The 13,680-nt window shown below is 68.7% G+C and carries 10 protein-coding genes; 8 read left to right on the plus strand and 2 right to left on the minus strand.

What is annotated here, in order from left to right; translation table 11 throughout:
* The coding region (locus NBW77_RS06510) for a carboxylate--amine ligase/circularly permuted type 2 ATP-grasp protein (RefSeq protein ID WP_250279422.1) at positions 1 to 2,526 on the minus strand (2,526 nt) is incomplete at its 3' end.
* A gap of 584 nt (positions 2,527 to 3,110) precedes the next feature.
* On the opposite strand from NBW77_RS06510, the gene NBW77_RS06515 reads away from it, so the two are divergent.
* Entirely contained in the window at positions 3,111 to 4,112 is a 1,002-nt protein-coding gene (locus tag NBW77_RS06515; protein WP_131747284.1) for a cation diffusion facilitator family transporter, read from the plus strand.
* Between the two features lie 20 nt (positions 4,113 to 4,132).
* Here the strand turns inward: NBW77_RS06515 and NBW77_RS06520 are convergent, their stop codons facing one another.
* Positions 4,133 to 5,062: a hydrogen peroxide-inducible genes activator gene (locus tag NBW77_RS06520; RefSeq protein WP_250279424.1), complete on the minus strand. Its 930-nt coding sequence runs from the start codon at positions 5,060 to 5,062 to the stop codon at positions 4,133 to 4,135.
* Between the two features lie 104 nt (positions 5,063 to 5,166).
* Between NBW77_RS06520 and NBW77_RS06525 the strand changes: the two genes are divergently transcribed.
* The 7 genes from NBW77_RS06525 (at position 5,167) to NBW77_RS06555 (ending at position 13,657) form a co-directional block, all read left to right on the plus strand.
* The gene (locus tag NBW77_RS06525) at positions 5,167 to 5,730 is read left to right on the plus strand and encodes a peroxiredoxin (protein WP_131747285.1); all 564 of its coding nucleotides are present in this window, start codon (positions 5,167 to 5,169) and stop codon (positions 5,728 to 5,730) included.
* 101 nt (positions 5,731 to 5,831) lie between these two features.
* Entirely contained in the window at positions 5,832 to 6,365 is a 534-nt protein-coding gene (ahpD, locus tag NBW77_RS06530) for an alkylhydroperoxidase, AhpD family (protein ID WP_131747286.1), read from the plus strand.
* Between the two features lie 252 nt (positions 6,366 to 6,617).
* Positions 6,618 to 7,484 (plus strand): FadR/GntR family transcriptional regulator, encoded by an 867-nt coding sequence (locus NBW77_RS06535; protein WP_131747287.1) that lies wholly within the window; start codon positions 6,618 to 6,620, stop codon positions 7,482 to 7,484.
* A gap of 10 nt (positions 7,485 to 7,494) precedes the next feature.
* Positions 7,495 to 8,367, plus strand: a complete 873-nt coding sequence (locus NBW77_RS06540) for an acyl-CoA thioesterase (protein WP_250279425.1) — start codon at positions 7,495 to 7,497, stop codon at positions 8,365 to 8,367.
* A 485-nt stretch (positions 8,368 to 8,852) separates the two neighbouring features.
* Positions 8,853 to 10,952: a hypothetical protein gene (locus tag NBW77_RS06545; protein ID WP_250279427.1), complete on the plus strand. Its 2,100-nt coding sequence runs from the start codon at positions 8,853 to 8,855 to the stop codon at positions 10,950 to 10,952.
* 169 nt (positions 10,953 to 11,121) lie between these two features.
* Positions 11,122 to 12,072, plus strand: a complete 951-nt coding sequence (locus NBW77_RS06550) for a S1C family serine protease (protein ID WP_131747290.1) — start codon at positions 11,122 to 11,124, stop codon at positions 12,070 to 12,072.
* A gap of 400 nt (positions 12,073 to 12,472) precedes the next feature.
* A complete protein-coding gene (locus NBW77_RS06555) occupies positions 12,473 to 13,657 on the plus strand; it encodes an ABC transporter substrate-binding protein (RefSeq protein ID WP_131747291.1) in 1,185 nt (394 codons plus the stop codon).
* Positions 13,658 to 13,680 lie beyond the last annotated feature (23 nt).

Here is a 13,680-nt window from a genome sequence, read left to right on the forward strand (position 1 = left end):
CGAATTGACGATCAGGCTGCCCACGGGTGCGACCCGGGTCAGCGCCGCGGGCGCGACCACGGCCTGCTCGCCGAGGTAGACGAAGGCACGCAGGTCGACCGAGCACGGCTGGAGACGACCGTCATGCCAGGTCGGATGGGTCGACAGCCGTACCAGTTCCTGGCCGATCCAGCGCCGCGGATCGGCCAGGATGCGCGTTCGGGCCGCGGCGAGCTCGGTGGGGTCCGCCCGCGGGCCGATCAGCACGCCGTCCCCGCCGTAGCCGTCCGCCGGTTTGACCACCAGCTCGTCGAGGTGGTCGAGCACGTACGCGCACTGCTCCGGATCGCCGCAGACGTAGGTACGGACGTCGTCGAGCAGCGGCTGCTCGCCCAGGTAGTAGCTGATCAGCTGTGGGACGTAGGCGTAGAGGACCTTGTCGTCGGCGACACCGTTACCGGGCGCGTTGGCGAGGCTCAGGGTCCCCGCCCGCACCGCACCGATGAGCGCGGCTCCCAGGGGCTGACCGTCAGCACCCACGGCGGTCTCAAGATCCTCCTCGTCGAAGCGCCGGTACAGCACGTCGAGGCGACGCCGCCGGCCACGGTCGAGGTGGTGGACGATGCCGTCCTCGACGAGCAGGTCCGACGGCTCGACCAGCGCCACACCCATCTCCTCAGCCAACAGGGCGTGCTCGAAATGAGCGGAGTTGTCCGACCCGTCGGTGAGCACCGCAACCGTTGGCTCCCCGGTCATCCGTGCGGGCGCCGCCGCGACCAACGCCTCGTGCAGCAGGGCGGGCACGCCGTCCATCCCCATGATCTCGCCGGGTGGGGTCAGTTCGGGCAGCACCGAGCAGGTCAGGCGCCGACCTTCCAGTGCGTAGGCGACCCCGGAGGGCACCCGCAGGTTGTCCTCGAGGACGAACCAGCTCCCGTCGGCGTCGCGGACCAGGTCGATGCCGGTGACCGTGGCCCGCACCGCGTCCGCGGACACCGCGTAGCCCGCGGCCCGCATCCCCGGGGCGTCTCGCACCGCCCACGCCGGGACCACGCCGTCGGCGACGGCGGCCTGCTCGCCGTAGGCGTCGTGCAGGAACGCCTCGAGCGCCCGGACCCGCTGCGCGAGACCGGTCTGCAACCGTGCCCAGTCGGTGGCGGAGACGATCCGCGGCACCAGGTCGAACGGGAAGGGACGGGCCGCGTCCTCACCGGACACCCGGAACACCACGCCCCGCAGGACCTGTTCGGCGCCTCGGGCGTCGGCGCGTTCGGCCAGCGCCGCCGGCCCGAGACGGTCCAGGGTCCGCATCAGAGCCCGGTAGGGAGCGCGAACCACCCCGTGGGAGTCCACCACCTCGTCGAAGCCGTCCGGCCGGTAGTCGTCGAGCAGGGTCGGATGACCCGGGCGGACCGGCGGGCGGGTACCGCCGGCCAGGCCTGAGGATGTCGAGGCGTCGCGCGTCTCGGCGAGGATCAGATCAGCGACGTCAGCGAGCCGCTCACGCCGCGCGAAGGCCCGCCGCTGCCGGGCCGCGGCGCTGCCGCGCCCGATCGCCTGCTGAGCGAGAGCGGTCACCAGCTCCCAGTCGCCGGCGTGCTCAAGTTCGGCGCGGACCTCACCCAACAGCCGCCGCAGCAGTTCCTCGGCGGGTACCGGGCCCGCGCCGGCCAGGTCGACGAGATCGCCTTCGATCCCGGAGCGGGCCGCTCGCCAGGTCGCCGCCCGCAACAGTTCGGTACGCGGTGGTGGCGCGGGAACGCCGATCTCGATCGCCAGGGTCGCCCGGCGGACCAGCGCGCGGAACAGGCCGGCGATGAGAATGACGTTGTCGACGTCCGGGCACGCGTCGCAGATGCGCAGCTCGACGGTGGGCAGATGCGCGGACGGGCGGACGTCGAAATAGACCATGCCAGGGTCGCTGATCACCCCGGACTTGATCAGATCCGCGACGAGCTGGTCGTACTCGGCGGCGGTCCTGAACGAACCGGCCACGCCCGCGGTCGGCCACCGCTGCCAGACCAGCGTGCGCATGCTGGCATACCCGCTGTCAACGCCCTTCCAGTAAGGGGAGCTTGCCGACAGGGCGAGCAGCATCGGCAGCCACGGCGCAACCCATGCAACCACCGCCATCGCAAGGTCACGGTCCGCGACGTCCACATGCACCTGGGCGCCACAGATCAGCTGTTCCCGGGCGAGGAGTTGATACTCCTCCAGCATCTGCTCGTAACGGGGATCGCGGCTGATTCCCAGCACGTCCGGGTCGACCAGCGGGACGGTTCCCGCGGACGCGGGGCCGAGACCGAGCAGCTCGGCCGCGGCAGCAAGCTCGCGGCGCAGGTCCAGCAGGTCGACCCGCAGATCCTCCAGGTCGGTACATGGCCGACTGTTGGTTTCCACCACCGACTTCAACAGCTCGGCGGCGAAACGATCCTCGGGAAGACGCTCCAGGACAGCGCCGGCCCGAGGTACGAGCTGTCGCGAGGTGGTGTCGAGGATGTGAAACTCCTCCTCGACACCGACAGTCGCGATTCGCGTATCGTTCATGGACGAAGACGGTACGGCCATTCGGCTACAGAAGCACGACACGGCTTGTCCGATCGTTGATACCCGGCAAAAGCAGGGACGTAGCTTCGCAGGTCAGCGGTTGATCGATTCCGACAATCCCGCCGGATATCGTGTTCGGCCGTGACCGGCGAGACCGGGTAACGCGGTTGGTACCGCGTGGCTGTTTCGCGGGATCACAGTCCCGGGGGCCGGCATCCGCCGGCCCGGTCATCATACAGGCGATATTTCGGGATGTTTCGGATATACCCTGTGGTCCGGGCGTGGACGACGCCCGGCTCGAAGGTCCCATCTGCCGATCCCTCTCCCTCGCGGCGGCACGGGTGTGCCCTCGTCCCGGGTGACGGCAGCCTGCCGGTCGTCACCCCCGTGAGTTATTCCCCACACACCGCCCGTCTACCATCCCGGTCGACTCCGCGCCAGTGCCCACGCCGAGGATCACAAATACCGTGACCGACGTGAGAAAGAATGTAAGAACGCCGATGCGGTTCGATCGGCAGCCACATGTCGGTCACGCGTTCTACGATCGGGTCGTGAGCAGTAATTCCGGCCGAGCTGAATCGGAAATGAATGTCACCGCCACAACGGTGACAGCCACCCCTTCGAAAACCCACCACCATCACCGTCACCATCCGTCGACATCGACCGACGCCCGGTACCTACGTGGCGCGCTCGGCCTGATCCTCGGCTTCATGGTCGCGGAAATCGCGGCCGGGATCGCCGCGTCGTCATTGGTACTGCTGTCCGACGCCGCGCACATGCTGACCGACGCCGGCGCGATAGGCCTGGCCCTGGTGGCGGCACGGCTTGCCGCCCGCCCGGCGTCCGGCCGCCTCACCTACGGCTGGAAGCGGGCGGAGATCCTCTCGGCGCAGGCCAACGGCCTGACCCTGCTCGTTCTCGCCACGCTGTTCGTGGCCGAAGGCATCGGACGACTCGTGCATCCCACCGCCGTCTCCGGCGGTCCGGTCCTGGTCACGGCCATCGCCGGGGTGGTTGTCAACCTGGCGGCGACCTGGCTCCTGGCCCGCGCGGACCGCCGTAGTCTGAACGTCGAAGGTGCCTTCCAGCACATCCTGAGCGACCTGTACGCATTCGGGGCGACCGCGGTCGCGGGGCTGGTGGTGTTCGTCACCGGGTTCGACCGCGCGGATGCGCTTGCCGCCCTGACCGTGGCCGCCCTGATGGGCCGCGCCGGGGTGGTCCTGGTGCGGGCGTCCGGTCGGGTCTTCCTGGAGGCGGCTCCCGCCGGGCTCGACCCGGACGAGATCGGACGCACCCTCGCCCGCTGGACGGATGTCGCGGAAGTGCATGACCTGCACGTCTGGGAGGTCACTTCCGGGATGCCCGCGTTGTCCGCGCACGTGCTGGTGGTCCCCCAGGGAGACTGCCACCAGGTCCAACACGACCTGCGTGACCTGCTGCACGACCGCTGGGAGATCGACCACGTCACGCTGCAGGTCGACCATGTCGGACCCGTGGTGCTGGCCGTCTCGAACCGAGCCGACGACGGACGACGACCCGGTCACTGCGTCGATCCGCACGGCCCCACGCACCACGGACACTGATCCGAGGTGCTCCGGCGCCGTCAGACGGGGGTGAGTGCGAGTCCGGTACCCGGCAGCGCGGCCCGGATCTCACCGGCGAGCAGCATCCAGTCCTCGACCCGGGCCGACGTGGACCGGTAGGCCAGCCCGATCCGCCGGTGCGGAGGCGGGCTGCGGAACGTCGCGACCGCGAGACCACGACCCTGGCCCACCTCGACGCCGACGGCGGCGACGGGCAGCAGTGTGAGCCCGAGGCCCCCGGCGACCATCTGCACGATCGTCGACAGGCTGGCGGCGCGCAACGCCGAACGCTCGCGGGCACCGGCCTCGCGGCAGACCTCCAGCGCCTGTGCCCGGAAGCAGTGCCCGTCCTCCAGCAGCAGGAGTTCCTGGCCGGCGAGGGCCACCACGGGTAGGGCGACTCCACCGGCAAGCGGATGGTCGGCCGGGGTGACCAGGACGAAGTCCTCATCGTAGAGGGGCAGTTCGGCAACGCCGGGCTCGTCGGCGGGAAGCGCGATCAGCGCGAGATCGAGCAGTCCGCCCCGTAGTTCGGCCAGGATGGACGTGGTCTGTGACTCCCGCAGGCTCAACCGTATCTGCGGATGGGTCCCGCGCAGGGACAGCAGCAGCCGCGGCAGCAGGTAGGGCGCGACGGTGGGGATCACGCCGAGCCGGATGTCACCCGACAGCGGTTCCCGCGCCCGGATGGCCGCCTCGCCGATGTCGTCGATGGCGCCGAGCACACCACGCGCCCGGCGCACCACGTCCTCACCGACCCCGGTGATCAGAACGCTGCGGGTTGTCCGCTCGACCAGCTGGACGCCGAGGGTGCGTTCGAGCGAGGCGACTGCGCTCGACAGCGTGGGCTGGCTCACGTGCAGCGCGGCCGCGGCCCGGCCGAAGTGGCCGCTGTCCGCCACCGCCACCAGGGCACGCAGCTGGGCGACTGTGGGGCTGGGTCGAGCCATAGCAAAACACTATCAGTCTTGCTGAATCTTCTGATTTCTCTTCTCAGTCGTGAGCGGCGAAAGTCGTACCAGAGAAAGCAAGCCCCAGAGAGGAGCAGGCAAGCGTGCTTACCATCGGCGACACCTTTCCCGAGTACGGCCTGGTCGGCGTGGTCTCCAGCGACCCGGACACGGCCTTCGTGCAGGAGACGTCCGCCAGCCGTCCGGGCCAGTGGCGGATCGTGTTCTTCTGGCCGAAGGACTTCACCTTCGTGTGTCCGACCGAGATCGCCGCGTTCGGGCGTCTGGCGGCCGAGTTCGCCGACCGGGACGCCCAGGTCCTCGGCGTCTCCGTGGACAGCGAATACGTCCACCTGGCATGGAAGCAGAACCACCCCGACCTGACCGACCTGCCGTTCCCGATGCTCGCCGACGTCAAGCGGGAACTCACCCGCGCGGTGGGGGCACTCAACGCCGACGGTGTCGCGGACCGCGTGACATTCATCATCGACCCGGACGGCGCCATCCAGTTCGCAATGGTCACCGCGGGCAGTGTGGGCCGCAACCCCGAGGAGGTCCTGCGGGTTCTCGACGCCCTGCAGACCGACGAGCTCTGCCCGTGTAACTGGACGAAGGGCGACGCTACCCTCAGTAACGGCGGGCCGACACCGGTCACGGTGGCGGCATGATGAGCGGCGTGCCGAACGTGGCAGGCGGTGTGGCAGGTGCGGCGAGTGCGGCGAGTGCGGCGAGTGCGGCGAGTGCGGCGAGTGCGGCGAGTGCGGCGGGTGTGGCCACGCTGCGGGCGGACCTGCCGGACTTCGCCAGGGACATCCGTCTCAACCTCGGCTCGGTGACCGGCCGGTCACACCTGTCCGAGCAGCAGCTGTGGGGAACGGTACTGGCATCGGCGATCGCCAGCCGCAACCGCACCGTCGTCGCGGAACTGACCGCGGAGGCGCGTACGCACCTCACGCCCGAGGCACACACGGCGGCGAGGACCGCGGCGGCACTGATGGCGATGAACAACGTGTACTACCGCACCCTTCACCTGCTGGCGGATGACGAGTACTCGCGGTTGCCGGCCGGGCTGCGCATGAACGCCATCACCAACCCCGGCGTCGACAAGGTCGACTTCGAACTGTGGTCGCTGGCCGTTTCGGCGATCAACGGCTGTGGACGCTGCCTGCAGGCACACGAACACGAGCTGCGCCGGCACGGGATGACCCGGGAGGCCATCCAGGACGCGATCCGGGTCGCCTCGGTCGTCCACGCCGTGGCGGTCACGCTCGAGAGCGAGGAGAAGTTCCCCGCCACCCTCTGACCGAGCGCCCTACCTCGGATGCCCTTAGTAATAATCGATGACAATTAGCCACCAGATTTCGCCGCTTCGCAGTCGTCATGCCACCCCTCACGCACACCATCGACTTGTGGTGTCACAATGCAACCTCGCCGGCACTTCTGGTGACATCGCCAGCGCCGACGGCATGATCGTCCGATCGAAGGGTGCTGACTTGCGACCACGGGATCACCCCTGGTCCGCCTGCAGCCGGATGTCTCTGGGGGGCCGACCGTCATGGCGTTACTGAACGCAGCCGACATCGCAACGAACGGTCCGGTCGGCGTCAGGGAGCCCGGCGGCGGGCCGAGCGGGCCGAGCGGGCCACTGATCGGCGAGGGCCGCATCGGCCGGCAGGTACGGGTTCCCAAAACCGCCGAGCTGGTCGCCGCGCACCTTCGGCGCCAGATCGTGCGCGGCGAACTCACCGAAGGCGACGCGCTTCCCCCGGAAGCCGTCCTGATGGAACAGTTCGGCGTCTCACGCCCGACCCTGCGCGAGGCGTTCCGCGTCCTGGAATCCGAAGCGTTGATCAGCGTCCGCCGAGGGGCCCACGGTGGTGCCCGCGTGCACACACCCAACGGTGACGTGGCCGCCCGTTACGCCGCGCTCGTCCTGGAACACCGCGGCACGACCCTCGCCGACATCCACCAGGCCCGAGCTCTGCTTGAGCCGCCCTGCGTCCGCCAGCTCGCGCAGAGCCGCACGGACGACGATCTCGCCAGTCTGGCGGCTGCGCTCGGTGCGGTCGAGGCCGCCGGCAACGATCCCAGTCGGCTACGAGCCGCGCAGGCGAACTTCCAGAGCCTCCTGGTCGAACTCGCCGGCAACAAAACCCTCATCGTGCTCGCGGGGATGCTGCGCCACATCATCAACCTGGCCCATGACAGCGGACTGGTCACCGACACCGGCCCGGCGGTCCCGGATGACGGCATCGAGCGGCACCACCCCCATCGGCGGGTCGTCGCGCTGATCGAGGCCGGCGCGGCGACGGAGGCCGAGGACCTGTGGCGGGCGCACCTGCTGGCGACGAACCGGGAAACCGGCTACGACCAGGCCACAGTCCTCGACCTCCTGGGGGGAGTGACGGCGCAGGGTAGGTAACGTCGATCAGGTGACACGTGCGGAGACCGACTCGCTGGCCGAGGTCCTCAACCTCGACCGCATTGAAACCAACATCTTCCGTGGCTGGTCGTGGCACACGGCGCCGACCAGGGTATTCGGTGGCCATGTGGCGGCGCAGGCACTGATCGCCGCCGGTCGGACCGTCGCTCCCGACCGTCCGGTGCACTCGCTGCACGCCTACTTCCTGCTACCGGGGGATCCCGCGGCGCCGATTGTCTACGAGGTCGACCCGATTCGTGACGGGCGGTCGTTCACGACCCGGCGGGTGGTCGCGATCCAGCACGGCAAAGCGATCTTCAACATGTCCGCGTCGTTCCACCGGGCCGCCGACGGCTTCGAGCACCAGTCACCGATGCCGCAGTCGCCCCCGCCCGATGACGCACCCGCACCGGCCGAGGAGATCTTCTCGGACGGTGGAGCGATCGAGCCGTTTTTCCGACGGTATCTAGATGTTCGACCGATAGCGACGCAGGGACCGGACGGATCCGTCCTGCCACCGGTCATGTCCCATCTCGGAGATCCGCACGCCCCGTACCAGCGACGGTGGTTCCGCGCGCGGGGGACGCTGCCCGACGACCCGCTCTACCACGCCTGCGCGGTGGCATACGCCTCCGACCTCCACCTGATCGCGACGACCGTGCTCCCACACCGGTCGGCGGACGGCCCGAGGATCTCGCTGGCAAGTCTCGACCACGCCATGTGGTTCCACCGTCCGTTCCGTGCCGACGAATGGCTGCTCTACGTGCAGGACAGCCCATCGGCCTTCGGCGAGCGTGGCTTCGCTCGCGGCGAGATCTACACCGAGGACGGCCGCCTCGTCGTCTCCGTCGCGCAGGAAGGCCTGCTGCGCCGCCACCCCTGAGCCCCGATCCTCGTGCCACCTGCCCCCGCCGGCTGTAGGTGGAAACCGTTGCTATCACGATGGTTTCCACCTACAGCCGGCGGGGGTTCGCCGATATCCGTAGGTGGTTTCCGTTGCTATCGCGATGGTTTCCACCTACGCATAGCGGGAAGGTCGGACGCATGCGGTGTGTGGTGTTCGGCGCGACCGGTTACATCGGTGGCCGCGGCCTGACCATCGACGTCCCGGCCACACGGACCCTCGGGTGAGGCCGTCGTGGCGTTCATCGAGGCGCCGCGGGACGGCGCTGATCACTCAGAGAGCGGCGGTTCGAGGACGCCTTCGGCCCTGATCACCTGCTCACCGCCTGGCACCCCTGAACCGCGCACCGATCCGGGCAGCACCGACCGGGATGCGGGCCCAGCCGGACGGGCCGGATGTGTTCGCTTGCCCTCCGACCGTTAGCCTTGCAGGCAGGACATCGACAGAAAAGGCGTCGACTGGGCATGCGTATGCACTTCGAACCTGAGCAGAACAACGAGTTCGAGGCCGGGAAGGATCTGCTGATCCGCCGGTGCACGGCTTGGGCGCGGGAGCAGGACATGGCCGCGGACCCGTTCATCCTGTCGGCCACGCTGGATTTCCGGCACCACAGCATCGACGGACGCCTCGGGTTCTGGACCGTCGACCTCGTCCGGGAGTTCCTGCTGACCTGGATCCCGCAGAGGCTGTCCGTCACCGCGGACGACGCCGCGGATACTCCCGACACGCTGCGCACCCTCCTGCGTTATCTCCGCCATACCGACCTGGACGATCCGACCGGCGACACCCTGCCCGACCTCGAGGCCGCGGTCAGCACCGCCAGTGGCGAGTTCCGGCAGGCGATGTCCGACGAACGGAACTTCGGCATCGCGAAGTTCTGGGTGATGCAGGCAACCGCATCCGGTATCGATCCCACCGACGCGGTGGCGATGCAACGCTTCACCGAGGACGCCCAGGCCGGCCGGATCGAACATGACGATGCGGCACTCGGTCACATCGTCACCCAGCATCTTCTGCGCGCCGGCAGCCGACAGGAACGCGCCTACCCGCAGCTGCCGGTGTCGCTCCCACCGAGAAGCGACCTTGCCGCCATGGCGGAGGAGACCCGACTCGTAGGGCAGTTGCGGGCGCTCACCGACTGGGTGGGCCGTGACGGTCGCGTATTGACCGCCACCGGCCAGCTCAAACTCGCCGACGCCCGTGAACTGGTCGCGTTGCTCGGTACCCGCGATGTCATCGACCCCGTCATCGGCGACCGGGTATATCGCACCAAGAGCAGCGCGGAACTGACCGAGCTCACCCTGGTCCTCGACTGGGCCAGGAAGATCCGGCTGATCCGGGTGGTGAAGAACAGGCTGGTGCAGATCGCGAAATCCCAACCGCTGCTGCGCGACGGCCTGGCGTTGTGGACCAGGGCCTTCGACACGTTCGTTGAGCTGGCCGACACGGTTGTGCGGCCGGTATGGCAGGGCCAGCCCCACGGGATGCTTCACGAACTTTTCGAGGACGTGGTCCCCGACGTCCTCAACGCCGTCTACGGCATGCCCGAACCCATCCCGGTGGTGCGCCTGGAGGAAAGCGTCTGGCTGTCCTGCCAGGCCGCCTTCGAGATCGACAGTGCCGGCCGGTCACAGCAGGCGGTCTGGCGTCGCACGGTCAGCAGCGACCTCGGGCGGATACTGCACGTCCTGGCCGATGTCGGCGGGCTGGTATTGAGCACCGGGTCCGCCGATCCGATGTTCCACACCGACCTCGACGACGACGGCGACCTCGACGACGGCGACGGCGTCAACAGCGGCTTCGGCGTCAACAGCGGTGCAACCGTCCTGCCCCAGGACACCCGGGAACGGCTCCGCGCGGCTCTCGCGCCCGACGCCGGGCCCGTCGAGATCGTGACGCTCAGCCCACTGGGCACCCATGCGGTCCGTGCCCGGCTGCTCGCGCAGGGGCGCAACGCGCCGCTGGTCGGTGAACTGTCCGACGCCACCCCCGCGCAACTGCTCGGCATGATCGCCGAGCAGCACACCCCGAAAACCGGTCAGGAGGAGATCGCCGGCTGGTTGGCGGGCCACGGCGGCGAGGAGGAGGTCGGCCTGGACCGGCTGCTCGACGCGGTGCGCCACTGTCCCTTCCGTAGCCGGACCGCCGCGATGCTCGACGCGCTGACCGCCGCCCGACCCGACCGGGCCGCGCTGCTCCGGCGGCTGCGCTCCGACACCACGCTCGGACCGATCGCCGTCCAGTTCCTCGTCCTCGACGGGCAGCTCGGCGAGGACGACCTCACCGACCGGGAACAGCTGCTGGCCATCACCGAACAACTGCTCCAGCTACTGGAGATCGCCGGCCCGGACGTGGTGCGCGAAACACTCACCGCAGAGGCACCCGCCGCCGAGGTGCGTAATCTGTTCGGCGCCCTGACACACTCGGGCCATCCTGATACCACCGGGCTGGACGAGCTGCGCACGCTGGTGATCGAACCGCTCCAGCGCCACAGCTCCGGCCGCCGCATCCGCACCCCGGGCGAGGTCCGCCGTTCCACCCGACGGCCCAAGCGCACTCGCTGACCCCTCGAGGTGGACACGGTCTCTCCCCCGCCCGCGTCTCTCCCCCGCCCGCGTCTCGGTGTCCGCCCAGGGCGGACGGTGATGCGGGAAGCCTGGCCGGTGCTTCTACGCTGTTACTCGTGTAACCCTGTAATCAGTGCGGGTGCCGGGAGTCGGTCGGGAGGTCGGGATGTCGGATCCGATGGACGCCTACTCGCAGGTGGTGACCCATGTCGCCGCCACCGTCTCCCCCGCCGTCGCGAGCCTGCGGGTACGGACCGTCCGCGGCGAGGGGGCCGGGTCGGCCGTGGTCTTCACCGATGACGGCTTCCTCCTCACCTCCGCGCACGTCGTCGACAGCGGTCGCGGGAACGCGGGAATCCGCGGTGTGACGGGAATGGCCGAGTTCGCCGACGGTACCGAAAGCCAGGTGGACGTGATCGGCGCCGATCCGCTCTCCGACCTCGCGGTGCTGCGTGCCCGGGGTACGACCCCGCCGCCGGCTACTCTCGGCGACGCAAGCATGCTCACTGTCGGCCAGCTCGTCGTCGCGGTCGGCAATCCACTGGGCCTGACCGGCAGTGTGACGGCCGGGGTCGTCAGCGCCCTCGGCCGGTCGCTTCCCACCCGGGCAGGCGCGACCGTCCGCGTCATCGACGAAGTGATCCAGACCGACGCGGCGCTCAACCCGGGCAATTCGGGAGGCGCCCTGGCTGACGCGAACGCCCATGTCATCGGGGTGAACACGGCGGTGGCCGGGATCGGCCTCGGGCTCGCCGTCCCGGTGAACGCCACCACCCGGCGCATCCTCGCCGCGCTCATACGCGACGGCCGGGTGCGGCGCGCCTATCTGGGAGTGGCAAGTGCCAGGGCGCCGCTCCCACCGCATCTGGCGGACCGGTTCGGCCGCCGGCACGGCGTTCGGCTGGCCGAGGTCGTCGTGGACAGCCCGGCCGGTCGCGCCGGTCTGTTCGCCGACGATCTGGTGCTCTCCGTCGCGGGGCAACCGGTCGCAGCCCCTGGGGACCTGCAACGACTGATGACCGAGGAGACCATCGGGCGCCCGCTCGAACTCACTGTGTGGCGGCGCGGCGCACTCGTCGATGTCATCGTCGTCCCCCGGGAACTGGCACTCACCTGACCGGCCCACCCTGACAAACCCTGGACCGGCCCGCCGGGCACCACCCGCGAGATCACAGTCAACGCACTCTCCGCGATCAGCCGACCGATATCCGCGATTCCGTGGAATGGCTCGGATCATGCCCGAGACCGGCTACCCCCACGGCGACTCGACGCTCCCACACTCACGGAACACAGCCACAACGATCGCGACAAAATCAGGGCGGCCGAAACAGGAGACAGCGGACAGGCAACCCCTGCGCAAAAACGCGATCGCCTGCTGCCAGCTCGACCGCTACGGAATCACCAGCTAGCATGCCTTCGGAAACACCGGCAACACCCCGAATCGGCAAAGCTGAATGATATCAGGCTCACGGAGGCTCGTCTTGCAATACCGTTCTACGTTTCAGCGGCGGCATGTAATGGCCGTCGTTGCTGTTGTTCTCGTAGCCGGCTGCGGCACCGGCAACGCACGGAACAGCTTAGCGAACGCTGGTTGCCAGACGCCCGGAGTCAGTCCGACGACGGTCAAGGCCGGGCTGCTCTTCCCCAACTCAGGCCCGGCCGCACCGCAGTTCGCAGACTTCCGGGCCGGTGTCGACGCACGTTTCGGGCTGGCGAACAGCCATGGCGGAGTGAACGGACGTACGCTCGCCTACGACTGGGCGGACGACACGTCCAACCCGGCCACGAATCTCTCCGCCGCGACATCGCTCGTCGAGAATTCCCAGGACTTCGCCGTCATCGAGTCCAGCAACGTCTCATCCGGTTCAGCAGCCTATCTGCACAACAACGGAATACCGGTGGTCGGCAGCGGCGCGGAAGCCGCCTGGAGCCAGAACGACAACATGTTCACCTGGTCGAAATATCTCACGGACGGCCCAGCATTGTCGACCTGGGGAAGCTTCGCGCGAAACCGGGGTGGCCGGAAAGCGGCCGTGCTCCGCATCGCTTTCAGTGAGTCGTCGGCCATCTTCGCCCAGAAGATGACAGAAAGCCTGAAGGCCGCAGGGATCGACGTAGTCTACACCGACCAGATCTCCGTGACCGGCACGGACCCGGCCGCCATCGCCACAAAGATCAAAAACTCTGGTGCCGACGTCCTTACCGGTGGTCTCACGGTCGACGCCTTCGCCAGAATCGCCTCTGCCGCCAGTCAAGCACGGGTTCCCCTGAAGGTCACCATGTCCCCCAGCGGATACGACCAGAACATACTCAACATGTACGGCCCCCAACTCGCCGGGACCTACCTGTTCGTGAACGTGGCCCCCTTCGAACAGCACCTGCCCACCCACCAGACGTTCATCGACGCGATGGCCGCCTACGCCCCTCAAACCCAACCACCCACCCGGCAGATCGCCCTCACCGGCTGGATCTCCGCCGACATGTTCCTACGCGGACTCCAGGAGGCCGGCCCCTGCCCCACCCGCCAATCGTTCATCACCAAGCTGCACGATGTCCACGACTACACCGCCGACGGCCTGGTAGCACCACCGGTAGATCTATCGAAATACCGCGACGTCGCCCGGTGCTTCACCTTCCTACAGATCAACTCCACCGGTACCGCCTTCGAGGTGCAACAACCAGCCCCCTACTGCGGCGGTTAGAGCCTGACCAGAAACCCGACCGA

This window comes from Frankia sp. Cppng1_Ct_nod (genome assembly GCF_920656135.1).
Lineage (GTDB): Bacteria > Actinomycetota > Actinomycetes > Frankiales > Frankiaceae > Protofrankia > Protofrankia meridionalis.

Bases quoted from the DNA above. Each gene is read 5' to 3' on its own strand.
- NBW77_RS06515 (WP_131747284.1), top strand. From the start codon at position 3,111: ATGAATGTCACCGCCACAACGGTGACAGCCACCCCTTCGAAAACCCAC.
- NBW77_RS06520 (WP_250279424.1), bottom strand. From the start codon at position 5,062: ATGGCTCGACCCAGCCCCACAGTCGCCCAGCTGCGTGCCCTGGTGGCG.
- NBW77_RS06535 (WP_131747287.1), top strand. From the start codon at position 6,618: ATGGCGTTACTGAACGCAGCCGACATCGCAACGAACGGTCCGGTCGGC.
- NBW77_RS06545 (WP_250279427.1), top strand. From the start codon at position 8,853: ATGCGTATGCACTTCGAACCTGAGCAGAACAACGAGTTCGAGGCCGGG.
- NBW77_RS06550 (WP_131747290.1), top strand. From the start codon at position 11,122: ATGTCGGATCCGATGGACGCCTACTCGCAGGTGGTGACCCATGTCGCC.
- NBW77_RS06555 (WP_131747291.1), top strand. From the start codon at position 12,473: ATGGCCGTCGTTGCTGTTGTTCTCGTAGCCGGCTGCGGCACCGGCAAC.